This is a genomic window from uncultured Brachybacterium sp., assembly GCF_947500705.1.
Taxonomy (GTDB): Bacteria; Actinomycetota; Actinomycetes; order Actinomycetales; family Dermabacteraceae; genus Brachybacterium.
In genome coordinates this window covers 90,643-113,596 of sequence record NZ_CANMSY010000002.1, presented here as the reverse complement: position 1 = coordinate 113,596, position 22,954 = coordinate 90,643, and the positions used below count along the sequence as shown (strand labels likewise).

The following is a 22,954-nucleotide window of genomic DNA, read 5'->3' as shown; positions in this document are numbered from 1 at the left end:
CTGTCTCCGAAGGGTCGTCGGGGGGGCGGGCGAGGGTTCTCAGCCAGCCATGCCGGCAGGGAGCTCGCGCGCATGGACCACGCCGAGATGCTGGGTGGATCGGCTCATCGCCACGTAGAGATCCCCGGCCCCGTGGGCATCGATCAGCTCGGCAGGCTCCACCAGCACGACAGCGTCGAATTCGAGGCCCTTGGCATCCTGCGCGGTCATCACCGCGATCTCGTCATCCACGCCAGCGGATCCCACGCCCACCTTCGGCAGCCCGCTGCGGGAGCGCAGCTCGGCGGCGATCGCGCTGATGCGCTCGTCGGCGACGATCACGGCGAGACGGCCCAGCCGCTCCGCGTGCACGGTGACGACCGCATCGGCGGTCGAAGCGGTCAGCGCAGAGCTCTCGGTGCGCTCGATGCGAGGATCACGATCGCCTTCGCGCACCGAGCTCACCTCGGTCACCGGGAGGTTGTGCGCGCGGGCCATCGCCACGGCTCGATCCATGATCCGGCTCGGGGTGCGGTAGTTGACCGTGAGGTGCTCGATCTGCAGACGGTCCTGGATATAGGGGGAGAGTGCGGCCGACCAGGAGTCGGTGCCACCGGCGGAGGAGGTCTGCGCGACGTCCCCGACCACCGTGAACGACTTCGTGGGTGCACGCCTCATGAGCGCACGCCAGCTCATGGGAGAGTGCTCCTGAGCTTCGTCGACCACGACATGGCCGTAGGTCCAGCTGCGCTCCGAGGAGGCCCGCTCGGCGAGGGTCCTCCCGTCCCTCGCCTGACTGACCTGGTCCGCGAGGTCCTCGGCCCGGATCATCCCGGAGGTGTCGACGTTCTCGATGACCTTGCGGGCGTAGTCGACATCGGCCTTGCGACGCTCGGCATCGTCCCGGGCCCGCGCCTCGGCCGGGGCGGAGTCCTCTCCGAGGAGCTCCGCGACCTCGTCGAGCAGCGGGACGTCCTCCACGGTCCAGGGCGCATCCTTGGATCGCACCAGGAGCTCCACCCGGTCTGCGAGGCTGCGGGGGGCGACCTCCCGCAGGCGTTCCGGGCGGGAGAACAGGATCCGGAGGAAACCCTGCGGAGAGTAGGGCAGCCAGGCCAGGTTCAGCTGGCGCTTGATCTCGGGGTCGCTGCGGAGATCCGCGAGCAGGTCCGCACGATCCTCGGGGACCACCGTGTGGCCCTGGCTGCGCAACGACTTCTCGTACTTGTCCACGAGCCGGTCCATCGCCGCGCGTACGAAGACGGCGCGCGCGGAGTTGTGCGGTTTGTGGGTGGCTCGCGCCTCGCGGCGGGCAGCGCGGACCGCCTCCCGGGTCAGGGTGATGGGGGTGCCGTCGATCCGCAGCCGGATGTCCGCCTGCGGGACCACCTGTCGCTGCTTGACCGCACGGGAGAGCAGCTCGGCCATCGCGATGTCGCCCTTGAGGCGCGCGACCTCGTCGGTGTCATGCAGGAAGGTCTCTACTCCGGGGAACAGCTCGCCGGGGGTGAGCATCACCACCCCGGACTCGCCGAGGCTCGGCAGCACACGCTCGATGTAGCGCAGGAACCCGGGCGTCGGCGCCATGATCAGCACGCCGGTGTGCTCAAGGCGTCGACGGTGGGTGTACAGCAGATAGGCGGCGCGGTGCAGGGCGACGGCGGTCTTGCCGGTGCCGGGACCGCCCTGGACCACCATCACCCCACGGTTCTCGGAGCGGATGATCCGATCCTGCTCGCCCTGGATGGTGGCGACGATGTCGCCCATGCGTCCGGTGCGCTTGCCGGAGACCGCGGCCAGCAGGGCGCCCTCGCCCTGGAGCACCACATCGTGATCGGGGTCATCGAGGACGGTCTGGTCCAGGACGTCGTCCTCGAGGCCGATCACGGTGCGACCGCGGTTGATCAGATGACGACGCAGCCGCACCTCGAGCCGCTCATTGCTGGTGGCACGGTAGAAGGCAGCCGCGGCCGGGGCGCGCCAGTCCACAAGCAGCTGCTCGCGCTCCGCCGTGAACAGTCCGATGCGGCCGATGTAGTGGCGGGCGGCGTCGTCCATGTCCAGCCGTCCGAAGACGACGCTGCGGGCGACCGAGCGCAGCAGCGCGAGGCGGTCCTCGTACAGCGCCATGAACGAGTCCCTCTCGGAACGGTTCTGGTGGGTCGAGGCGTTCTGCGATCCCTGGATCTGATCCAGGTTCCGCTCGACCTGGACCATCAGCTCGTCGAGTCGGGTGTAGAGCCGGTCGGCGTACGCCTGCTCGCGCGCGATCTCCCGGGCGATCTGTCCCTCAGCGTCGTCCACAGCTCTGCCTTTCCGCCTTTGCGTCCTCATGCCGCGCACTCACCGGGCGGACCCCGGGTCGGCGAAGCACGGTGGTCCATTATGGTGGACGGGCCTGGGTGCGCGTGCCATCAGGTCACCGACATCCAGACGGCCGCGAGGGAGGAGTCCGCGATGCGCGACCCCCGTGATCTCTACCGCTTCGAAGCCACCGAAGTGCTGGAGGCCGTCCCGCGAACTGGCCTCACCCTGGTCCATGCCCTGCCGGGGATGGTGGATGCGGGCAATGCCTGCCGCATCGCGGCGACCTATCTGCGTGATGAGCTGCGCCACCTGCGCCTGGTGTCCTTCGATACCGACGAGCTGCTGGACTACCGAGGTGCTCGTCCTCGGGCGACCTTCGACGGCACCTCCTATGTGGATGTCGAGCTCCCTGAGCTGACGCTGTCGCTGATGTATGACGAGCGCGATCGGCCGTTCCTCTTCCTCGACGGCCCGGAGCCGGATCTGCAGTGGCGCCGACTGTCCGAGGCGCTGATCGACCTCGTCGAGTTCTTCGAGGTGGAGCGGGTGGTGGGCATGCAGGCGGTGCCAATGGCGGTGCCGCACACCCGACCCATCGGGCTCTTCGCCCATGCGAACGACCCCGCGCTGCTGGGCAGGCCGAACACGCGTCCCACCCCTGCGCCCGGCACCGCTCCCGAGAGCGGGGACGAGGATCCCGGGGAGCTGATCCTCCCGGCCGCCTTCAGCGCTCTGCTGGAGCACAGGCTGGGACGGGCGGGTCACCCTGCGATGGGCTATGCGGCACAGGTGCCGCACTACCTCACACGCACCGACTTCCCGGCCGGTGCGCTGGCACTGCTGCGCCGGGTCAGCGAGGCGGCGGAGCTCGATCTGCCGCTGGTGCATCTCGGCGACCTCACCGACGCAGCCACCGTCGCGCTGCAGGGGAGCCTCGCCCAGAACGCGGAGGTGCGTCAGATCGTCGGGGCCCTCGAGGAGCAGTACGACGCGATGAGCGAGAGTGACCAGTCGCCGCTCGCGACCACGATGGATCTCCCGACCGCAGAGGAGATCGGTGAGCACTTCGAGCGCTTCCTCGCCGACCACGACGGGAACTCGCCGGACGAGCCCTTCTCCAGCTGAGCGCGAGGTTCTGCATGCGATGGGCCCCCGCCCCAGGCTGAGTTCGTTACGGCTTCGTGATCACGTCTTGCCTCAGTCCGTGTGAACCGGGCCACGGTCGTGGCAGAATGGCGGCGTTGCAGTGATGCAGGTCCAGCAGGACAGTCCGACGACGGTGCTTCGGCACAGCAGTACGGCATGCACCAATGCGCCACCCGCCTCGGCGGGGGACGGCGTCACGCGGCACCGCGATCGCGTCGTGCGATCGGTGGAGGACGACACAGAAGGTGACAGGTATGGCACAGGGCTCGGTCAAGTGGTTCAACGCCGAAAAGGGCTTCGGATTCATCGAGATCGACGGAGGCGGCGCAGACGTCTTCGTTCATCACAGCAAGATCGACATGGATGGCTACCGCGCGCTCGACGAAGGTCAGCGTGTGGAGTTCGAGGTCACTCAGGGAGATAAGGGCCCGCAGGCCGAGCAGGTCCGCCCGGTCTGACCGACGGCGTCCCCGCTAACTCTCACGGACCGGGCAGGAGCTTCATGCTCCTGCCCGGTCCGCTGTCGTAGGTGGAGCAGTGGCCCGCCCGTGGTCCCGTCAGCCCGCGGTCCCGTCAGTCGGCCCCGAGCACCCGGCCGGCCCGCGCGAGGGCGTCGACCTGCGCCGTGCGGGCCAGCCGCACCGACACCGCATCGGAGCGCAGATCCCGGTCGATGGCCTCGGGCAGCGGTCGCCGGGACGCGAGCAGCACACAGTTCCCACGCCGCTTGCCCGAAAGGTGCGCCGGCTCGGCGATGACGCCGACATGCGGGAAGACGGCGGACAGGGTGGCGACCTCATCCGCCATCAGCCCCGTTCCGGGCGGGGCGGCGCAGTTGGCCAGATAGAGGCCGCCATCGCGCAGCACCCGGTCCGCGTGCTCCGCGGCCTGCACGGTGATGAGCTCCGGCGGCGTGAGCGAACCGGCGAACACATCTCGCACCAGCACGTCGAAACGATCCTCGCGCCAGGAGCTCAGGGCGCTGAGGGCATCCTCGGTGCGCACCCGCAGCTGCGGGGAGCGGGGGAGGTCGAACCAGATCCGCACCTGCTGCGCGAGCAGCTCATCGATCTCCACCACGATCTGGCGCGTGCGCGGATGGCGCGAGGCGATCGCCCGCGGGAGCGAGCAGCCGCCGCCGCCGAGATGCGCGAGCTGGGTCGCCGGCCCGTCACCGGCCGGGCCGGGCCCTCCGCTCCCGGGGCCCTCGAGATGACGGTCGATCACCAGCAACATCCACCGCATGTACTCGAAGACCAGGTGCTCCGGGTCCGGGTGGAGATGGGAGGAGGGGACCCCGTTGACGTCCAGCAGCACCGACCCGTCGTTCTCGAGGGTCAGCCGGGCGGTCCCGGTCGAGATGGGGATCAGGGCATCGAGCGGTCCGAGCTGCTCGAAGGCGGCGCGGCGTGCGCGGTCACGTCGGGACATCACCCCACTCTAAGAGATCCTCGATCGCTCCTCCCCAGGGGTCTGTGGTCCACAGCGGGACCGGTGCGGCGTCATGCGTCACACCCCACCTCTAGCGTTCTCGGTACCAGGACGGCGCAGGAACCGTCCGCCGTGCACCAGGAGGAGGAGCCCGATGACACCGACGAGATCCCGCCGCCGAGGAGCCGCAGTCCTCGCCGCCAGTGCTCCCTCGCTACGACTGCGCCTGGCCCGGCTCGACCAGGACCAGGCGGATCTCGAACGTGCGCGGGATCTGCTGGAGCAGGCCCGCGCGGCGGTGCAGGGTGATCCGCGAGAAGCCTTCGAGCTCGTCCATCGTGCCGCCCTGCGCGGCGCGGGGGTGCTGGTGGCGCGGGCCAACCGGGAACGGCGTCGCCCGCTGCCGCTGAATGTGTGGACCGCGCTCGCACGGCTCGGTGGGGAGGAGGTCGAGCGAGCGGAGAGCCTGGCTCCGCTGGTGTCGGAGCGGATGCGGCTGGACCGGGATCCCTCCGCTCAGCCGGCACCGGACCTTCTGGAACGCCACCTCGAGGAGACCGCCACCCACCTGGCGCAGATCTCCGGGCGGCTGCTCGAGGACTTCCCTGCGCACATCACCGATCTCACGGCTGCGGGCTGAGGGCCGATCGGGGCCTTCTGCCCCCGGTACAGTGCGAGCTCGAGGGAGGTGCTGATGAACCTGCGCACGGAGGAGAATGCCGGTCGGGAGATCCCGGGGATCCTGCACCTGGACATGGATGCCTTCTTCGCGTCTGTCGAGGTGCGGGACGACCCGAGCCTGAGGGGCCTGCCCGTCGTGGTCGGAGGGGCCGGTGCCCGAGGCGTGGTGGCCGCCGCCAGCTATCCCGCACGGACCCGTGGAATCCGCTCGGCGATGCCGATGGCTTCCGCGCGGCGCCTTGCTCCGGACCTCGTCATCGTCCCTCCCCGGATCGATGTCTACCGCGAGATCTCCGCTCAGGTGATGGCGCTGCTCGGCACCGTCGTCGCGGATGTCGAGCAGATCAGCGTCGACGAGGCGTTCCTCGATGTGCGCGGAGCGCGTCGCCTCTTCGGCGAGCCGGAACAGATCGCGGAGCTGCTGCGAGGAAAGATCCGGGACGAGCTCGGACTGCCCAGCTCGGTGGGCGGCTCCGTGTCCCGCGCGGTCGCGAAGATCGCCTCGGCCCGGGCGAAGCCCGACGGCATGCTCATCGTCCCGGCGGACCGCACCGCAGCCTTCCTCGCCCCGCTGCCGGTGTCGGTGATCTCGGGGATCGGGCCCAAGGCGCAGGCCACGCTCGAGCGCATCGGCGTGCGCACGGTGGGTCAGCTCAGAGATGTCCCGTCCACCACGCTCACCCGGGCGCTCGGGCCACGGGCGCGGGAGGTGGCTGCTCTGGCCGATGGCAGCGACCGTACGGGACTCGGCCATCGCACGCGGGACCGCTCGCTGGGCACGGAGCGCACCTGGGACGCGGACCTCACCGATGTCCGGGAGGTGCGCCGGCGCATCACCCAGATGGCGGACGACGTCGCTCGGCAACTGCGACGCGGAGGATTCGTCGCCCGCACGGTGGTGCTGAAGCTCCGCGCCCCCGATGGCACCACCATCACGCGCTCCTCGACCTTCGATCTGCCCACGGCCAGCGGGGAACGGTTGCGGGAACAGGTGGTCTCCCTGTGGGAGCGTGAACGCGACGCCCTGCCGCGGGTCCGCCTGGCGGGGGTGCGGGCCACCCATCTCGAGCCGGCTGCCGGGGTCCCGATGCAGGCGGAGCTGTCAGCGCGGACTTCGGGATGGCACGACCTCGAGGCCGCGATGGACCAGGCGATGGAGCGCTTCGGCGCCCGCAGCCTCAGCCGCGGCTCGACCCTCGGCGCCGCGGAGGATGGGTCGCAGCGCACCGCGCCAGGAGTCGAGGGCGGAACGCGGGAGACGGGTGCCCCGCGCGGCCCGGAAGAGCCGGGCGGAGGACTGTTCTGAGACCTACGGCAGGGAAAGTTCCCATAACCCAGGAACACGCTCTAAACTGGGGTGACCGCCGACGAGGGCAATGCCCTCTCACACGGTGAACGGTGCGCCGACCGGCGCGAGAGGACGGGACAAGGAGCGGGATCATGCCGCTGTCTGAACACGAGCAGAAGATGCTCGACGAGATGGAGCGTCAGCTTTTCGCTGACGATCCGCGTCTCGCGCGAGCTTTCGCGCCGAAGCCGACGCCGCGCCGCAGCGGGCGTCGGATTCTCATCGGCCTGGGAGCTGTCGTCGTCGGCCTAGGAGTGCTGGTGCTCGCCGTCAGCCTGCCGGCCGTCTGGTTGGGTGTGATCGCCTTCATCGGCATGCTGACCGGCGCGGTCTACGCGGTCACTGCTCCCGGCGGCCCTTCCGAGGGAGATGGCTCGCCGCGTGACGGAGGCGGGGGCACCGGCCCGACCACCTCCGGCGGTGATGGCACCTTCATGCGCAAGATGGAGGAGCGCTGGGAGAAGCGTGCGGGGGACGACCCCCGCCTCTGACCTCTCCGCACCACCGCACCGTCGCACGGCTCCGCCGTGCCCACAGCATCCGATGCCCCGGCTCTCAGGAGCCGGGGCATCGTCATGTCCGGAGCCAGGACATTGTCGTCCTCGGAGCTGGTCGCCGGCGAGCCGACGCCGCGGGCATGGTCCCGGCATCGCCGCGGGCGGCCCTGCTTCGACAGGGCTGAGGAGTCCTCGAACCTGTCGGCCGGGCTGCGCCGGACGGTGATCTCCGCTCCATTCCCCACATCGCTCCACCGCGACCCTCCCTTCTCCTCCACAGGCGCCCACGACTGTGCTCTGCGGTCGGTCGGGCTTCTCTGACCTGCTCGTTCACTGTTCTGCGTGCTCGTAGCCCAGGCGGACACCCGGCGCAGGACCGTCGTGGGACGCGCCGGACGGGAAATTCCCCCCACCACGCTCCACGCTTGTGACCTGTGGTCTTTGTGGCTCAAGGGGGGAGATCTCCTGCATGTGTGGCATCTGGTGGGGGGTAGTGGGGTAAAGTGGAGCGTGTTGGAAGGAGAGGGGTTCCGGATCGTGAGGCTCGGTGAGTGAAGGAGGGCGCTGATGTTCCTCGGCACCTTCACGCCCAAGCTGGACGAGAAAGGACGCCTGATCTTTCCGGCGAAGTTCCGGGACGAGCTCGCATCGGGGCTGGTCATGACTCGTGGACAGGAGCACTGCATCGCCGTGTACCCGCTCATGGAGTTCCGCCAGAAGCTCGAGGAGGCCCGTCGGGTCCCCACCACCGACCAGCGCACCCGCGATTACCTGCGCGTGCTGCTGTCCGGTGCGGAGGACGTCATCCCGGACAAGCAGGGCCGCATCACCATTCCGGGCCACCTCCGCACCTATGCGGATCTGGACCGGGAATGCGCCGTCATCGGCGCACTCGACCGACTCGAGATCTGGTCGCTCCCGGCCTGGGACGCCTATCTCGAACAGAAGGAGCAGGGCTTCGCGGAGACCTCCGAAGAGGTGATCCCCGGCCTGTTCTGAGCTCGACCCGAAAGATCTCCGTCCTGTGAGACCTCTCGTCGTTCCCGCCCCGACGCAACTTCCCCGGTGGCGGGTCGGGAACGACGAGGAATCTGGCAGGACGGCACCGCGAACAGGACGCGGGGTCGACCGGACCGAAGGACTGGGAGGATCCGCGGGGATCCGACCAGCACGAACAGTACGAACAGCACGGACACGACCCAGGGGAGAGGTGACATGGACGAGACGCAGCACGACCTGCCGGCAGAAGAGCGGCACGTCCCCGTCCTGCTGGCCACCTCGGTCGACCTCCTCACCCCCGCCCTCCAGGAGCCCGGCTCGGTCTACGTCGACGCCACGCTCGGCATGGCAGGCCACGCCACCGCCGTGCTCCACGCCGCTCCCCACGCACGACTCGTCGGCATCGATCGTGATCCCGAGGCGCTCGAGCTCGCACGACGCCGGCTGGACCGCGAGGGGCTCGGGGACCGGGCCACACTGGTCCACGCGACCTATGACGAGATCCCCGAGGTGCTCGAGGATCTGGGCCTCCCCGGAGCGCATGGCGTGATGATGGATCTGGGCTTGTCGAGCTTCCAGATCGACACCACCGACCGCGGCTTCTCGTACTCGGTCGATGCCCCGCTGGACATGCGGATGGACTCGGCGTCAGAGGGACCGACGGCCGCAGACCTGCTGCGCGACCTGCCCGAGGCGGAGATCGCCCGCATCCTCCACGACCTCGGTGACGAGCGCTTCGCCAAGCGGATCGCCCGTCGCATCGTCGAGGAGCGCCAGATCGCTCCGCTGACCCGCAGCGGTGAGCTCGTCGAGCTGCTGGACCGTGCGATCCCCGGTTCTTCGAAGGCCAGCGGCGGCCATCCCGCCAAGCGCACCTTCCAGGCGCTGCGCATCGCAGTGAACGAGGAGCTCGAGATCCTCGCCTCCGCGATCGAGTCGGCGCTGGACTGCCTCCACGTGGGCGGTCGCATCGTCGTGGAGTCCTACCACTCCGGCGAGGACCGTCTGGTCAAGACAGCCTTCGCGCGCCGCACCCGATCCTCGGCCCCTCCCGGGCTGCCCGTGGAGCTCGAGCAGCACAAGCCATCGTTCACCCCGCTCGTGCGCGGTGCGCTCCAGGCTGACGACACAGAGAGGGGCGGCAACTCCCGGGCCGCCTCCGTCCGACTCCGCGCCCTGACCCGTACCCGACCCGCTGAGAGAGCACACTGAGATGGCAAGCACCACGGCCGTTCATGCGCCCGCGATCCGTCCGGTCCGCGGAGCGAAGCAGACCTCCGCCCCGCGACCCCGTCTCACGGTCGTCGCGGCACCGAAGGCCGCGGGCAGCTCGATGCCGTTCACGATGCTGTGCACGCTCATCGTCGCTGCGACCCTCGCAGCGCTGCTCTACCTCAACATCCAGATGTCGGACGCGAGCTACGAGATCAACCGCCTGCAGGGCCAGTCCCAGCGGCTGAGCGAGGAGAGCCAGGCGCTCGCCGAGACCAATGAGCGCCTGGGCACGCCCCAGGAGCTCGAGCGTCAGGCGCGCGAGATCGGCATGGTCCCGGTGTCGGATCCGGCATATATCGACCTCGACACGGGCCAGATCATCGGCGAGACGTCTCCGACAGCGCAGACTGAGGCCAACCCTGAGCTCGCGGTGGTGCCTGCCAAGGCCGCCGTGCCGCCGGCTCAGATCTACGACCAGCCCGCCGCCTATCACGGCATGGGCAACGAAGGGGCCTGAGGATGACGTCACCGCGCAGGAACGGCCGGAAGAGCGCTCCCCGCCCCGCGGCGGAGTCCCGTCGTCCCCGATCCGGTGGCACCGTGCGGGCTCGGCTCCCGCAGGCCCGGCTGGGGGAGCCCTCCACCCGGCATCGCCTGCTGGTGTGCCTGATCATGGTCGCGGTGCTCGCGCTGTCCGGACGACTGGTGTGGGTGCAGGGCCTCGATGCGAGCGCCCGCGCCGAGAAGGCGGTCGCCCAGCGCACCGTCACCCGGACCATCCCGGCGATGCGCGGTGAGATCACCGATCGCAACGGGACCGTCCTGGCCAGCTCGGTCCAGCGCTACGACCTGTGGGTCAACCAGATGCAGGTCGACGAGTACCTCGCCACGTCGAAGACCGCCGAGGTGACCGGAGTCGACGCCGCAGCCGCCGCGCTCGCCCCGGTGCTCGGCTGGACCGTCTCGGACACCGAGGAGGCGCTCACGGGCGACGCCGGCTTCTCCTACCTGCAGAAGAACGTCGAGCCCGAGGTGCGGGATGCGGCCATGTCCCTGCGCATCCCCGGAATCGGCTCCGACCCGGTGGCCGATCGGATCTACCCGGCCGGCTCCGTCGGCGGCAACGTCCTGGGCTGGGTCGGCGCGGACGGCGCCGCTCTGGGCGGCACCGAGCTCTCCTTCGATGAGGAGCTGCGCGGCACCGACGGCAAGACCACCTACGAACGGGGCGCCCAGGGACAGATCATCCCCACCGGGAAGCAGGAGACCACTCCTGCTGTCGACGGCAGCGACGTGGTGCTCACGATCGACCGGGACCTGCAGTGGAAGGCGCAGCAGATCGTGGCAGGAGCCGTCGAGCAGTTCGGCGCGACCGGCGGCAGCGCCGTGGTCTACAACGCGAAGACCGGTGAGGTGCTCTCGCTGGCCGAATATCCCAGCTATGACCCGAACTCGCCGCGTGAGAGCGACTTCCTCGGCAATCGCTCCATCTCCAACGTCTTCGAACCGGGCTCGACCGGCAAGCTGTTCACGCTCGCTGCCGCCATCGAAGAGGGGACCGTCACTCCCGAGACGCAGTACGAGATCCCCTACGAGCAGTGGTTCGACGGTCACCGGGTCAAGGATTCCCATCACCACCCGGATCAGCAGCTGACCCTCGCCGGTGTGCTGAAGAACAGCTCCAACGTCGGCACCGTGCAGATCTCCGAGACCCTCACCCCCGAGGCCCGTCATGACTACCTCCGGGCCTTCGGGCTGGGGGAGCGGACCGGGGTGGAGCTGCCCGGCGAGTCCGCCGGCCTCGTCCACCCGGCGTCGGAATGGACCGGCCGCACCCGCTACACCACCGCCTTCGGCCAGGGGTACAGCGTCAATGCCCTGCAGATGGTGTCCGCGGTGGGCACCTTCGCCAACGACGGGGTGCGCGTCCAGCCCTCGCTGATCGCCGGGACCAAGCAGGCCGACGGCTCCGTGCGCCCGCTCGGTGAGCCGGAGAGCACCCGGGTGGTCTCCAGCGAGACCGCCGACACCATGCAGCAGCTGATGGACAACTCGGTCGACGACGAGACCTCGAGCGCCGCAGTGCCCGGCTACGCCGTCGCGGGCAAGACCGGCACCGCCCAGGTCGGCGACGGCACCTACACCGCCTCCTTCATCGGCTTCGCGCCCGCAGATGACCCGGAGATCGTGATCGGCGTGTTCATCTTCGGCCTGGACACCTTCATCTCTGGCAACCGGGCCGCAGCTCCCGCCTTCTCGGAGCTGACCACCTTCACCCTGCAGAACCAGGGCATCGCCCCGACCGGCGTCGCCGGCCGGGAGCTCGAGAACGAGTGGGGAGAGCAGTGATCCCCCCGGCAGAGCCCGTCCCCGAACCCGCCCGTCCGCGCCACTCCCAGGGCGCGAGCGCGTCGGAGCTGGCCCGTGCCCTCCACGCCCCGGCGCCCGACCATGATCAGATCCTGCGCGGGGTCACGCTCGACTCGCGCGCGGTGGAGGCCGGGGACCTCTGGTGCGCGCTGCCCGGTGCCAACGCCCACGGCGCCGAGTTCGCCGCCCAGGCCGCGCGACAGGGTGCTGCGATGGCGCTCACCGACACTGCCGGGCAGGACCGCTGCGAGGCCGCAGGGCTGCCTGCCCTGGTGGTCGAGGATCCCCGCGCGGCCACTGCCACCGCTGCCGCCCTGGTCCATGGCCGGCCCGCGTCGAAGCTCGCGACCGTGGGCGTGACCGGGACCAACGGGAAGACCTCGATCACCACGGCGATCACTCGTACCCTGCACGCGCTCGAGGTGCCCGCCGGTGCGATCGGCACCAGCGGCACCAGCTATCGCGATGCGCACCGCACGGATCATGAGATCGCGACCGAGCGCACCACCCCCGAGTCGCCGGAGCTGCACGGGCTGCTGGCCCGAATGGTCGAGGACGAGGTCGCGGTGGTCTCGATGGAGGTCTCCAGCCACGCCCTGGTGCTGCACCGCGCCGACGAGGTGGTCTACGACGTCGCCTGCTTCACGAATCTCACGCAGGACCATCTCGACTTCCACGGCACCATGGAGCGCTACTACGAGGCCAAGCGCATCCTGTTCACCCCGGCCCATGCACGCCGCGGGATCATCTGCGTCGACGATGCCTGGGGTCAGCGCCTCGCCCGCGAGTCCGAGATCCCGGTGATCACCTATTCGACCCGGCCGGACACCGACGCGGACCACCGCGCGCGGGACATCCGCGCCGACGGCTACGGCTCCACGTTCGTCGTCGACGGGCCCGAGGGCGCCCGGGAGCTGCATGCCGCGCTGCCGGGGCGCCATTACGTCGCCAACACCCTCGCGGCCGAGCTGCTGCTGGCGGCGCTGGGGCACACCGGTCCCGATGTCGCGCAGGCACTCGGTGAGGCCGGGACGGTTCCCGGCCGCATGGAGTCCGTGAGCGGCGAGGGTCCCGTCCGCGGAGTCGTGGACTACTCTCACACCCCTGATGCCCTGCAGCAGGCGCTCGAGACGCTGCGCGCGGTTCCGGGCACCAGGCGGCTGCTGGTCGTGATGGGGGCCGGCGGCGACCGAGATCGGACCAAGCGCCCGCAGATGGGCGAGATCGCCGCGCGCCTCGCGGACGTGGTGATCGTCACGGATGACAACCCCCGCACCGAGGACCCGGCAGCGATCCGCAGCGAGGTGCTCCAGGGCATCCCTGACGGTACGAACGCGCAGGTCCACGAGGTGGACGGACGAGGAGAGGCGATCGCCCTGGCGGCGTCGCTGGCCGACGTGTCCGACACCATCCTCGTCGCGGGCAAGGGAGCCGAGACCGGGCAGCAGATCGGCGGTATCGTCCAGCCGTTCGATGATCGCCTCCGACTGCGGGATGCACTGCGAGGTGCACCGACGACGCGCGGAGGCGCCGACGCCGACCACATGGATGAAGGACGCTGAACATGCTCCAGATCACGGCACGGGAACTCGCCGCACTGACAGACGGCACCCTCGTGGGAGGAGCCACGGGTGAGGAGCTGGTCACCGGCACCGCACAGATCGACTCCCGGGACGTCACGCCCGGCGATCTCTTCGCCGCCTTCCGCGGCGAGCACGTGGACGGCCACGACTATCTCGAGACCGCCCGAGCTGCCGGCGCTGCGCTCGCGCTCGTCACGGAGGACCGCGGCCTGCCCGCAGTGCAGGTCCAGGATGTGCAGTCCGCGCTCACCGCCCTCGCCCACGCTCAGCTCGAGCGAGCCCGTGAGGAGAACCCGGAGCTGGTGGTCCTCGCGGTCACCGGCAGCGCTGGCAAGACCGGGACCAAGGACCTGCTGGGCACGATCCTCTCCACGCACGGGCCCACCGTGGCACCCGCCGGCAGCTTCAACAACGAGCTCGGTCTGCCGCTGACCGTGCTCCGTCTGACCTCCGAGACCCGCTACCTGGTGCTCGAGATGGGTGCCCGCGGGATCGGCCACATCTCCGAGCTCACCGCGATCGCCCGCCCCGACATCGCACTGGTCCTCAACGTCGGCTCCGCCCACATCGGCGAGTTCGGCAGCGTCGACGCGATCGCCCAGGCCAAGGGCGAGCTGATCGAGGCACTCGCCCCGAGCGGCCGCGCGATCCTCAACGCCGAGGACCGACTGGTCGCCGCGATGGCCGAGCGTTCTGCCGCACCCGTGGTCAGCTGGGGGTTCACCACCGGCGACGTCCGCGGTGCAGATCTCACCCTGGATGAGCGAGCTCGGGTGCGCTTCGACCTGGTGGTCCCCGAGGGGATGACGACGCTGCGCGAGGAGCCCATCGCCGCGGGCCGTTACGCCGTGCACCCGGATCTGATCGGCGAGCACCAGGGCGCGAACGTCCTCGCTGCGCTCACCGCCGCACTGGCCGCCGGGGTCGCCCCTGCTGCGGCCGCCGAGTCGCTCGAGGGCGCCACCCTCGCCACCGGCCAGCGGATGCAGGTGCTCGAGGCGGGCGGCGTCCTGATCATCGACGACGCCTACAACGCCAATCCCGACTCCATGCGGCAGGCGCTGAAGACCCTCGCCCATCTCGGCCGCAGCCACCGCACCATCGCCGTGCTCGGCGAGATGCTCGAGCTGGGTGCGGACAGCGTGCGGCTGCACGACGAGATCGGCCGGCTCGCCGTGCGCCTGAACATCGGGCAGCTGTACTCGATCGGCGCCGGTGCGGCACCGATCCATCACGGAGCCAGCCTCGAGGGCAGCTTCGGCGGGGAGTCCGAGTTCCTCGACACCGTCGACGAGGCGGTCGCTGTGCTAGAACGTACGGTGCAGCCGGGCGACGCCGTGCTGCTGAAGTCCTCGCGAGATGCGGGACTGCGGCAGATCGCCGCCCCCCTCGTCGAGCGCCTCTCCCGGCGCGGCGACCAGATCGAGGTCGACCAGACGAAGAACGGAGACGACCAGTGATCGCGATCATCATCTCCGGCGCACTGGCCGGGGCCCTCTCGATCTTCGGCACTCCGCTGTTCATCAAGGTGCTCGAGCGGCGCGGCTACGGCCAGTTCATCCGCGATGACGGCCCCACCTCGCATGCCACCAAGCGCGGCACCCCCACCATGGGCGGCGTCGCGATCATCCTGGCGGTGCTGGTCGCCTACTTCCTCACCCATCTGGTGCTCTGGACCGCCCCCAGCGTCTCGGTGCTGCTGGTGCTCTTCCTCGCCGTGGGCCTCGGGGTGGTCGGCTTCCTCGACGACTACCTGAAGATCTCCCAGCAGGACAGCACCGGCCTGCGGCCGCGCTACAAGCTCCTCGGGCAGTTCGTGGTCGCGACCGCCTTCGCCGTGCTGGCGCTGCTGTTCCCGGACGAGAACGGAGCCACCCCGGCCTCGTCCCATATCTCCTTCGTGCGCGACATCCCCTGGCTGGACCTCGCGTTCATGGGCAGCGTGGTCGGCTTCCTGCTCTTCGCGATCTGGGCGAACTTCCTGGTCGCCGCGTGGTCCAACGGCGTGAATCTCACCGACGGGCTCGACGGCCTGGCCAGCGGCGCCACGATCATCTTCACCGGTGCCTACCTGATCATCAGCTTCTGGCAGTGGCGACAGGTGTGCAACATCGACCTCGACGCCGGGGGAGTGGTCCACTGCTACGAGGCCCGCGACCCGCTGGACACCGCGGTGCTGTGCGCGGCGATCATCGGTGCCTGCGTCGGCTTCCTGTGGTGGAACACCTCGCCCGCCAAGATCTTCATGGGCGACACCGGCTCCCTCGCCCTCGGCGGCGCGATCGCCGGTCTGACGATCGTCTCCCGCACCGAGATCCTCGGCGCGATCATCGGCGGCCTGTTCGTGATCATCTCGCTGTCGGTCATCATCCAGGTCACCAGCTTCAAGCTCACCGGCAAACGGGTGTTCCGGATGGCGCCGCTGCAGCATCACTTCGAGCTCAAGGGCTGGAACGAGGTCACCATCGTGGTGCGCTTCTGGATCGTGGCCGGGATCCTCGCCGGCATCGGGCTGGGCATCTTCTATCTCGACGCCCTGCCCAGGCTCACCTCATGACCACCGGCACGAGCGGTACCACCAGCGGCATCCCCGTGCTGGAGCGCTCCTGGCCGGGCCTGGACGTCAGCGGACTGCGGATCCTGGTGACCGGCTTCGGAGTCTCCGGCTACGCGATCGCGGACCAGACCATGCAGCGCGGTGCCCACGTGCTCGTGGTCGATGGCACCGACTCCCCGCAGCTGCGCGAGCGGGCGCAGATCCTCGAGGTGCTCGGGGTCCAGTTCCGCCTGGGCCGGGAGCACACGCTCGAGCTGCCCCAGGACACCGAGATCGACCTGGTCGTCACCTCCCCGGGCTGGCGCCCGGATCAGCCGCTGCTGGCCGCGGCGCAGGCCGCCGGGATCCCGGTGTGGAGCGAGATCGAGCTGGCCCGCCGCATGCAGGCCGCGGACGGCCCCGCCTGGCTCGGCATCACCGGCACCAACGGCAAGACCACCACCGTCACCATGCTCGAATCGATCCTCCAGCATGCCGGGCTGCGCGCCGTCGCCTGCGGCAACGTGGGACTGCCGGTGATCGAGGCCGCTCTGGACCCCGAGGGGTTCGACGTTCTCGCCCTCGAGCTCTCCAGCTTCCAGCTGCACTGGACCGAGCATCTGGACTGCGAGGCCGCGGTGGTGCTGAACATCAGCGCCGATCACCTCGACTGGCACGGCGGCGCCGACTCCTATGCCGCGGCCAAGGGACGGATCTTCGAGGGCGTGCGCGCCGCGTGCGTGTACAACGTCGCCGATCCGACCACCCTCCACCTGGTCGAGGAGGCGGACGTGGTCGACGGGGCGCGTGCCGTCGGCCTCACGCTCGGGCCCCCCGGGATCTCCGAGCTGGGCGTGATCGACGGTGTGCTCGTGGACCGGGCCTTCCTCGCCGAGCGGCGCCACGCCGCCGCCGAGCTCGCCACTCTCGCCGATCTCGCGCACCTGGGCCCGCAGGGCGCTGGACCCCATCTCGTGCTCGACGCCCTCGCCGCCGCGGCACTCGCCCGCGCCCACGGGGTCGATCCCCACGCGGTGCGGGACGGTCTGCGCGCCTATCGCATGGGCAGCCACCGCGCTCAGCACCTCGCCACCATCGACGGCATCAGCTTCGTCGACGACACCAAGGCGACCAACCCTGCCGCGGCCGCCGCCTCGCTGCGCTCCGCCGAGCGCGTGGTCTGGCTCGCCGGCGGCGACACCAAGGGCGCCGATCTCGACGCGCTCATCGCGGGCGCGCACGACCGCCTGGTCGGCGTGGTGCTGCTGGGCGTCGACGACGCCCCCTTCACCGCGGCCCTGTCGCGACACGCACCCGAGGTCCCCGTCCGACGCATCGATCCGGGCGACACTGACGATGTCGCCGGGCGCACCCGGATGATGGACGACGCGGTGCAGGCCGCCCGCGCCCTCGCCTCGGCGGGGGATGTGGTGCTGCTGGCCCCTGCCGCCGCCTCCATTGATCAGTTCCGTGACTACGCGGAGCGGGGGGATCTGTTCGCGGCGGCTGTGACCCGACTGCCAGGAGAGCGCGCATGACCATGGAGGAGACTCGACGGGAACCCCGCGGGGACGCCCGCCGCTCCGCCGGTGTGGTGCGGCCCGACGAGGAGCATCCGCTGGGGAACATCAGCGGCCGCGTCCGCGACGGGGTCGGCACCTGGCTGAAGTCACCGGCCTTGGACTTCTACGGACTCATCGTGGTCGGCGCGCTGCTGATCAGCGTGGGCCTGGTGATGGTGCTGTCCTCCAGCTCGGTCGGGAACATCTCCCGCGGCGACTCCGGCTTCGCCGGGCTGCTGCGTCAGGGCACCTTCGCCGGGATGGGCCTGGTGGCGCTGGTCATCGCGGCGCTGATGCCACCGGGCTTCTACCGGAAGGCTGCCTGGATCCTGTTCGGGATCGGCCTCCTGCTGCAGTGCCTGGTGCACGTCCCCGGCCTCGGCGTCGAGGTGTACGGCAACCGCAACTGGATCCAGATCGGCTCCCAGCGCCTCCAGCCCTCGGAGTTCCTCAAGCTCGCCCTCGCCGTCTGGCTCGGTGCCGTCCTGGCGATGAAGCGGCCTCTCCTGCACAAACCCTTACACCTCGCGATCCCGCTCGTCCCTGGAGCCGCCGCAGCGCTCGGGCTCGTCGTGCTCGGACACGACCTCGGCACCACGCTGGTGATGGCGATGCTGGTCGCCGGCGCCGTCTGGGTCGCCGGGGTGCCGCGCCGCTGGTTCATGGCCGCCGGCGTGGTGGGAGTGATCGGAGTCGTCGCGCTCACCATCACCAGCGGAAACCGCATGGCACGCATCAACAACTGGCTCCACGGCACCTGCCCGGGGGACTCCTGCCTCCAGTCGGAGCAGGGCCTGATGGGACTTGCCGAGGGCGGATGGTGGGGCGTGGGCCTCGGGCAGTCGCGCCAGAAGTGGGGACGGCTCCCGGCCGCCGAGGACGACTACATCTTCGCGATCATCGGCGAGGAGCTCGGGCTGATCGGCACGCTCGGCGTGCTGCTGCTGTTCACCGTCCTCGCCCTGCTGATGTTCCGCATGATCACCCGCCTGGATGACCACTTCATGCAGATCACCGTGGCCGGCATCAGCGCCTGGCTGCTCGGCCAGGCGTTCGTGAACATGATGGTCGTCACCGGGCTGCTGCCCGTGATCGGCGTCCCGCTGCCGTTCATCTCCTCGGGCGGCTCCGCGCTGCTCGCCTCCATGACCGCACTGGGCGTGCTGCTCTCCTTCGCCCGGCGAGAGCCCGGCGCCGCAGAGGCGATCGGGGCCCGACTCAGCTCGGTGCGCCGTTCGATCAGCGTGCTGCCCGCGCCGCGTGAGGGCGCCGCGGCAGGCGCTCCCGCCTCGGCCCGGAGCACCGCTCGGGGGGCGAGGAAGGCGGCCAAGCGCGCCGCGCAGGCGAAGGGCGCGACGGCTGCGAAGCCCGCCCCGCGCTCGAGCACCCCGCCGCGCGAGGCCCCCACGACGAAGCGCTCGACCCCCACGATGCGCTCGACCCCCACGACGCGCTCGTCCTCGACGAAGCGCTCGACCACCCCCCGCTCGCGGCGCTCGGGCCGCGGCTCCGCCCCGTCCTCCCGGAAGTCCTGATGCCCACCACCACGCCCCGCATCCTGCTGGCCGGGGGCGGCAGCGCCGGGCACGTGTCCCCGCTGCTGGCCACCGCCGCCCAGATCACCCGCCGCTGCCCTGAGGCCGAGGTGATCGTGCTCGGCACCCAGGAGGGGCTCGAGGCCGATCTGGTGCCCGCGGCCGGCTACGAGCTGGTCACCATCGACAAGGTGCCCTTCCCGCGCCGTCCGAACGGGGACGCGCTGCGCTTCCCGGGCCGTTTCGGCGCGACCCTGCGCAGTGTCCGCACCCTGCTGCGGGACCGGGAGATCGACGTGGTGGCGGGGTTCGGCGGCTACGTCTGCCCGCCCGCCTACCTCGCCTCCGCCTCGCTGCGTCGCCCGCTGGTGGTCCATGAGGCGAACCGTCGACCGGGCCTGGCCAATCGGCTCGGTGCCCGCCGCGCCGCCGCCGTGCTCACCGCCTTCGAGGGCTCGAGCCTGCCGGGCGCCCGCCGCATCGGGATGCCGATGCGGGAGGGCATCGCGCATCTCGACCGTGCGGCGCACCGCGAACAGGCCGTGCGCGGATTCGGCCTCGACCCCGCCTGTCCCGTGCTGCTGGCCACGGGGGGCTCTCTCGGGGCCCTGCGCCTGAACACAGCGGTCGCGGAGGCCGCCGCCGCCTTCGTGGAGGAGGGTGCGCAGATCCTCCATGTCACCGGTCGCGGCAAGGCCGAGGGCCTGCCCGAGCTGGAGGGCTACCAGGTGGTCGAGTACGTCGGTGCGATGGAGGATGCCTACGCCGCCGCGGATCTCGCCCTGACCCGCTCCGGGGCCGGGACGGTCTGCGAGCTCACCGCCGTCGGCCTGCCCGCCGTGCTGGTGCCGCTGCCCATCGGCAACGGCGAGCAGGCGCTCAACGGCGAGCAGGTGGTCGCCGCGGGCGGCGCCCTGATGGTCCCCGACGGGGAGCTCGATGCGGCCCACCTCCGCCACCAGGTGCTGCCGCTGCTGCGTGACCAGGACCGGTTGGCGACGATGGCGGAGGCCTCCCGCGCCTTCGGCATCACCGACGCCGCCGAGGTGATGGCCGACGTGGTGACCGGGGTCGCACGCCGAGCCTGACCCAGGCTGCCCGGCGAGCGGATTACGGTGACCTCATGACTTCAGGCCTCGAGAACGCTTCCTCCCCGCAGGCGACGCCCCGCACGATCCTGCGTGCCGGGGAGGTCATCACTCAGCCGGGATGGCCCACCGATCTGGAGGTGCGCTCGGTGCATGTGGTGCGCATCGGCGGGGCAGGCATGAGCGCCGTCGCCCGCCTCGCGCTCGAGTCCGGGCTCGACGTCAGCGGCTCCGACTCCCAGGACGGCCAGTTCATCGCGCCGCTGCGGGAGGCCGGTGCCCGCATCGGCATCGGCTTCGACGCCTCCCTGCTCGCGGCGGATCTCGACCTGGTGATCGTCTCCACCGCCGTGCGGGCCGACAACCCCGAGGTGATCGCCGCCCGCGATCGCGGAATCCCCGTGATCCATCGCGCCGCCGCCCTGGCCGGACTGCTCCGGGACCGTGACCTGGTCGCCGTCGCCGGCACCCATGGCAAGACGACCACCACCGGGATGGCGGTGTCCGCGCTGCGGGGGGCGGGAGTCGACCCGGCGTGGGCGCTCGGAGCGGCGGTCCCGGACCTCGGGCGCAATGCAGGCCTCGGCGCGTCGCCGTCGACGCCCTCGTCGCCCACCGGCCTCGCGGTCGTCGAGGCGGACGAGTCCGACGGCTCCTTCCTCGCCTTCGCCCCGCGCTCCCTCGTGGTCACCAACCTCGAGCCCGACCATCTCGACTTCCACGGCGACTCCGCCACCCTCACCGCGGCCTTCGACACCCTCACCGGGCAGCTCGCCCCCGGCGGCACCCTCGTGGTGTGCGCCGACGACCCGGGCGCCCGCGCGCTCGGGGAGCGCGCCCAGGCTCGTGGCACCGTGGTCGTGCACTACGGCACCGCTGCGGACGCCCAGTGGTCGCTGCGGGAGGAGCGCAGCGGTCCCCGCGGGGCCGAGATCGAGATCGACACTCCCCACGGCCCGCTCACCGTCCAGCTGGCGGTGACCGGGCACCACAACGTCCTCAATGCCCTGGGCGCCCTCGCCGCCTCCGCGGCGGCCGCGCCCGACGCCGCCGTGGACGCCCTCGCCGCGGGACTGGCGACCTTCACCGGTGCCTCACGCCGCTTCGACGTGGCCGGGACCGCAGGGGGAGTGATCGTCGTGGACGACTACGCCCACCATCCCCGAGAGGTCGCCGCGACCATCGCCGCCGCCCGCGGCATCGTCGCCTCGCAGACAGGGCCGGGCAGGGTGCTCGTCGTGTTCCAGCCCCACCTGTTCTCCCGCACCCGCGACTTCGCGGTCGACTTCGCCGCCGCGCTGTCGGCCGCCGATCACGCCTGGGTGCTGCCGGTCTACGCGGCCCGCGAGGACCCGGACCCCACGATCGACGCGCGGACCATCACCGACCTCGCCGCCGCAGCGGTGATGCCGACCTCGGCAGGGGCGGAGCTCACCGACCAGGTGGTCGGCGAGGCGCAGGCCGGCGACCTGCTGCTGATGCTCGGCGCCGGTGACATCGTGGAGCTCACGCCCACGCTGATGACCGCACTGCGCGAGCTCGAGGTCGGCAGCTGATGGCTCGCCGCCCTCACGCCCCCACGCCGCGGCAGGGCGCCCGGCGCCCCGCTCCCGCACCGACACCGCGACAGAGCAGGTCCGTTCCCCCGCTCGGCACGTCCGCCCCTGCGCCGCCCGCGCGGTCGGCACCGCCCGCTCCCCAGGCGCACTCCGCTCCCTCACCGACGCAGGCTCCCCGCGGCCGCACCGTCGGCCGCCCCGATCCCTCTGCGCTGCGCTCTTCGGAGCCCGCCGCACCGGCAGCAGGGCCGGAGGGCGGCGGCCGGGTGGTCCAGGCCTCCGAGCGCTTCCGTGAGCTGGTGGCGGGCAGGCCCTGGAGACGGCGCCGTCGCGCGATCATCGCCGGTGTGCTGATCACCGTGCTGGTGCTGGTCGCCGCCGGAGTCACCGCGATCTTCCTGCCGGCGCTGCAGGTGCAGAGCATCACGGTCGAGGGCGCCGGGTACGTGCAGGAGCAGGACATCCGAGCCGCGGCCTCTGCACGCGCCGAGGGCAGCGTGCTGCTGCTGGCCACCGGGGCGATCGCCGAGGACGTCGCCGCGATACCGGGTGTCGAGTCGGTCGAGGCCGAGAGGATCTGGCCTGACGGTGTGCGGGTCAGCATCACCGAGGCCGCCCCGGTAGGACTGCTCACGAAGGCCGACGGCACCACGGCCGTGGTCGATGCCGGAGGGCAGGAGCTGCCGCCCGCCGCGGGTGAAGGGGCCTCGCTGGTCCCGCTCCTCGTCGCCGGAGGCTCTGCGGATCCCGAGGGTGCGGCAGCGGCGATGACCGATGTCATGGCCGGGATGCCCGAGCCGCTGCGCGGAGCGGTGCAGAAGGTCACCGCCTCCAGCCGGAGCGACGTGATGGTGGCGCTCGCCCTCGAGGACGGCGGCTCCAAGACGGTCGTCTGGGGAGATGCCCGCGACGCGGAGCTCAAGGCCGAGGTGGTCCAGGCGCTGCTCGGTCAACCGGGCACCATCATCGACGTCTCCTCCCCGGTGGCTCCGGTCACCCGTTGACGGAAATCGAGGTCGTGGCGGTGATCTCGCCCGCCCTCGCGGCCGACACGCGCACGTGGTGTTTGCGCGCAGGTGATTGCGTCCCTAGCGTCAAGGGAAAGGAGAAGTGCCCCG

Annotated in this window: 19 protein-coding genes; 17 read left to right on the top strand and 2 right to left on the bottom strand. The window is 70.9% G+C overall.

Going from position 1 to position 22,954, the window contains the following annotated elements:
- Positions 1-39: 39 nt before the first annotated feature.
- Positions 40-2,283: an ATP-binding domain-containing protein gene (locus Q0937_RS03615; RefSeq protein WP_299299858.1), complete on the bottom strand. Its 2,244-nt coding sequence runs from the start codon at positions 2,281-2,283 to the stop codon at positions 40-42.
- Between the two features lie 153 nt (positions 2,284-2,436).
- On the opposite strand from Q0937_RS03615, the gene Q0937_RS03610 reads away from it, so the two are divergent.
- The gene (locus Q0937_RS03610; protein WP_299299856.1) at positions 2,437-3,411 is read left to right on the top strand and encodes a proteasome assembly chaperone family protein; all 975 of its coding nucleotides are present in this window, start codon (positions 2,437-2,439) and stop codon (positions 3,409-3,411) included.
- A gap of 275 nt (positions 3,412-3,686) precedes the next feature.
- Positions 3,687-3,890 (top strand): cold-shock protein, encoded by a 204-nt coding sequence (locus tag Q0937_RS03605; RefSeq protein ID WP_193104230.1) that lies wholly within the window; start codon positions 3,687-3,689, stop codon positions 3,888-3,890.
- 115 nt (positions 3,891-4,005) lie between these two features.
- Here the strand turns inward: Q0937_RS03605 and Q0937_RS03600 are convergent, their stop codons facing one another.
- Positions 4,006-4,863 (bottom strand): spermidine synthase, encoded by an 858-nt coding sequence (locus Q0937_RS03600; protein ID WP_299299851.1) that lies wholly within the window; start codon positions 4,861-4,863, stop codon positions 4,006-4,008.
- Between the two features lie 154 nt (positions 4,864-5,017).
- Here Q0937_RS03600 and Q0937_RS03595 point away from each other — a divergent pair, with 154 nt between their 5' ends.
- The 15 genes from Q0937_RS03595 to Q0937_RS03525 all read left to right on the top strand — a co-directional run bounded on the left by Q0937_RS03595 (position 5,018) and on the right by Q0937_RS03525 (position 22,840).
- A complete protein-coding gene (locus tag Q0937_RS03595) occupies positions 5,018-5,503 on the top strand; it encodes an SAV_6107 family HEPN domain-containing protein (protein ID WP_299299850.1) in 486 nt (161 codons plus the stop codon).
- Between the two features lie 54 nt (positions 5,504-5,557).
- A complete protein-coding gene (gene dinB / locus Q0937_RS03590; RefSeq protein WP_299299848.1) occupies positions 5,558-6,850 on the top strand; it encodes a DNA polymerase IV in 1,293 nt (430 codons plus the stop codon).
- Between the two features lie 134 nt (positions 6,851-6,984).
- Positions 6,985-7,383 (top strand): DUF3040 domain-containing protein, encoded by a 399-nt coding sequence (locus Q0937_RS03585; RefSeq protein WP_299299846.1) that lies wholly within the window; start codon positions 6,985-6,987, stop codon positions 7,381-7,383.
- A gap of 573 nt (positions 7,384-7,956) precedes the next feature.
- Positions 7,957-8,388 (top strand): division/cell wall cluster transcriptional repressor MraZ, encoded by a 432-nt coding sequence (gene mraZ, locus Q0937_RS03580; RefSeq protein ID WP_299299844.1) that lies wholly within the window; start codon positions 7,957-7,959, stop codon positions 8,386-8,388.
- Between the two features lie 216 nt (positions 8,389-8,604).
- Positions 8,605-9,600 carry a 16S rRNA (cytosine(1402)-N(4))-methyltransferase RsmH gene (gene rsmH, locus Q0937_RS03575; protein WP_299299842.1) on the top strand — a complete coding sequence of 332 codons (996 nt, stop codon included), beginning with the start codon at positions 8,605-8,607 and terminating at the stop codon, positions 9,598-9,600.
- A gap of 1 nt (position 9,601) precedes the next feature.
- Positions 9,602-10,120: a hypothetical protein gene (locus Q0937_RS03570; protein WP_299299841.1), complete on the top strand. Its 519-nt coding sequence runs from the start codon at positions 9,602-9,604 to the stop codon at positions 10,118-10,120.
- A 2-nt stretch (positions 10,121-10,122) separates the two neighbouring features.
- Complete coding sequence (locus Q0937_RS03565; RefSeq protein WP_299299839.1) at positions 10,123-11,952, top strand: penicillin-binding protein 2; 1,830 nt, start codon at positions 10,123-10,125, stop codon at positions 11,950-11,952.
- Positions 11,949-13,535 carry a UDP-N-acetylmuramoyl-L-alanyl-D-glutamate--2,6-diaminopimelate ligase gene (locus Q0937_RS03560; RefSeq protein ID WP_299299837.1) on the top strand — a complete coding sequence of 529 codons (1,587 nt, stop codon included), beginning with the start codon at positions 11,949-11,951 and terminating at the stop codon, positions 13,533-13,535. The genes Q0937_RS03565 and Q0937_RS03560 overlap by 4 nt, the downstream gene beginning before the upstream one ends.
- A 2-nt stretch (positions 13,536-13,537) precedes the next feature.
- Positions 13,538-15,016 (top strand): UDP-N-acetylmuramoyl-tripeptide--D-alanyl-D-alanine ligase, encoded by a 1,479-nt coding sequence (murF, locus tag Q0937_RS03555; protein WP_299299835.1) that lies wholly within the window; start codon positions 13,538-13,540, stop codon positions 15,014-15,016.
- On the top strand, positions 15,013-16,113 hold the full coding sequence (mraY, locus tag Q0937_RS03550) for a phospho-N-acetylmuramoyl-pentapeptide-transferase (RefSeq protein ID WP_299299833.1): 1,101 nt from the start codon (positions 15,013-15,015) through the stop codon (positions 16,111-16,113). The genes murF and mraY overlap by 4 nt, the downstream gene beginning before the upstream one ends.
- Complete coding sequence (gene murD / locus Q0937_RS03545) at positions 16,110-17,630, top strand: UDP-N-acetylmuramoyl-L-alanine--D-glutamate ligase (protein ID WP_299299831.1); 1,521 nt, start codon at positions 16,110-16,112, stop codon at positions 17,628-17,630. Before mraY ends, murD begins: the two co-directional genes overlap by 4 nt.
- Entirely contained in the window at positions 17,627-19,189 is a 1,563-nt protein-coding gene (gene ftsW, locus Q0937_RS03540; protein WP_299299829.1) for a putative lipid II flippase FtsW, read from the top strand. Before murD ends, ftsW begins: the two co-directional genes overlap by 4 nt.
- The gene (gene murG / locus Q0937_RS03535; protein WP_299299827.1) at positions 19,189-20,277 is read left to right on the top strand and encodes an undecaprenyldiphospho-muramoylpentapeptide beta-N-acetylglucosaminyltransferase; all 1,089 of its coding nucleotides are present in this window, start codon (positions 19,189-19,191) and stop codon (positions 20,275-20,277) included. The genes ftsW and murG overlap by 1 nt, the downstream gene beginning before the upstream one ends.
- A 35-nt stretch (positions 20,278-20,312) precedes the next feature.
- Positions 20,313-21,833 (top strand): UDP-N-acetylmuramate--L-alanine ligase, encoded by a 1,521-nt coding sequence (murC, locus tag Q0937_RS03530; RefSeq protein ID WP_299299825.1) that lies wholly within the window; start codon positions 20,313-20,315, stop codon positions 21,831-21,833.
- Positions 21,833-22,840: a cell division protein FtsQ/DivIB gene (locus Q0937_RS03525; RefSeq protein WP_299299823.1), complete on the top strand. Its 1,008-nt coding sequence runs from the start codon at positions 21,833-21,835 to the stop codon at positions 22,838-22,840. The genes murC and Q0937_RS03525 overlap by 1 nt, the downstream gene beginning before the upstream one ends.
- Positions 22,841-22,954 lie beyond the last annotated feature (114 nt).

Bases quoted from the DNA above. Each gene is read 5' to 3' on its own strand.
- Q0937_RS03610 (WP_299299856.1), top strand. From the start codon at position 2,437: ATGCGCGACCCCCGTGATCTCTACCGCTTCGAAGCCACCGAAGTGCTG.
- Q0937_RS03605 (WP_193104230.1), top strand. From the start codon at position 3,687: ATGGCACAGGGCTCGGTCAAGTGGTTCAACGCCGAAAAGGGCTTCGGA.
- Q0937_RS03600 (WP_299299851.1), bottom strand. From the start codon at position 4,863: ATGTCCCGACGTGACCGCGCACGCCGCGCCGCCTTCGAGCAGCTCGGA.
- Q0937_RS03595 (WP_299299850.1), top strand. From the start codon at position 5,018: ATGACACCGACGAGATCCCGCCGCCGAGGAGCCGCAGTCCTCGCCGCC.
- dinB (WP_299299848.1), top strand. From the start codon at position 5,558: ATGAACCTGCGCACGGAGGAGAATGCCGGTCGGGAGATCCCGGGGATC.
- Q0937_RS03585 (WP_299299846.1), top strand. From the start codon at position 6,985: ATGCCGCTGTCTGAACACGAGCAGAAGATGCTCGACGAGATGGAGCGT.
- mraZ (WP_299299844.1), top strand. From the start codon at position 7,957: ATGTTCCTCGGCACCTTCACGCCCAAGCTGGACGAGAAAGGACGCCTG.
- rsmH (WP_299299842.1), top strand. From the start codon at position 8,605: ATGGACGAGACGCAGCACGACCTGCCGGCAGAAGAGCGGCACGTCCCC.
- Q0937_RS03570 (WP_299299841.1), top strand. From the start codon at position 9,602: ATGGCAAGCACCACGGCCGTTCATGCGCCCGCGATCCGTCCGGTCCGC.
- Q0937_RS03565 (WP_299299839.1), top strand. From the start codon at position 10,123: ATGACGTCACCGCGCAGGAACGGCCGGAAGAGCGCTCCCCGCCCCGCG.
- murF (WP_299299835.1), top strand. From the start codon at position 13,538: ATGCTCCAGATCACGGCACGGGAACTCGCCGCACTGACAGACGGCACC.
- murD (WP_299299831.1), top strand. From the start codon at position 16,110: ATGACCACCGGCACGAGCGGTACCACCAGCGGCATCCCCGTGCTGGAG.
- ftsW (WP_299299829.1), top strand. From the start codon at position 17,627: ATGACCATGGAGGAGACTCGACGGGAACCCCGCGGGGACGCCCGCCGC.
- murG (WP_299299827.1), top strand. From the start codon at position 19,189: ATGCCCACCACCACGCCCCGCATCCTGCTGGCCGGGGGCGGCAGCGCC.
- murC (WP_299299825.1), top strand. From the start codon at position 20,313: ATGACTTCAGGCCTCGAGAACGCTTCCTCCCCGCAGGCGACGCCCCGC.
- Q0937_RS03525 (WP_299299823.1), top strand. From the start codon at position 21,833: ATGGCTCGCCGCCCTCACGCCCCCACGCCGCGGCAGGGCGCCCGGCGC.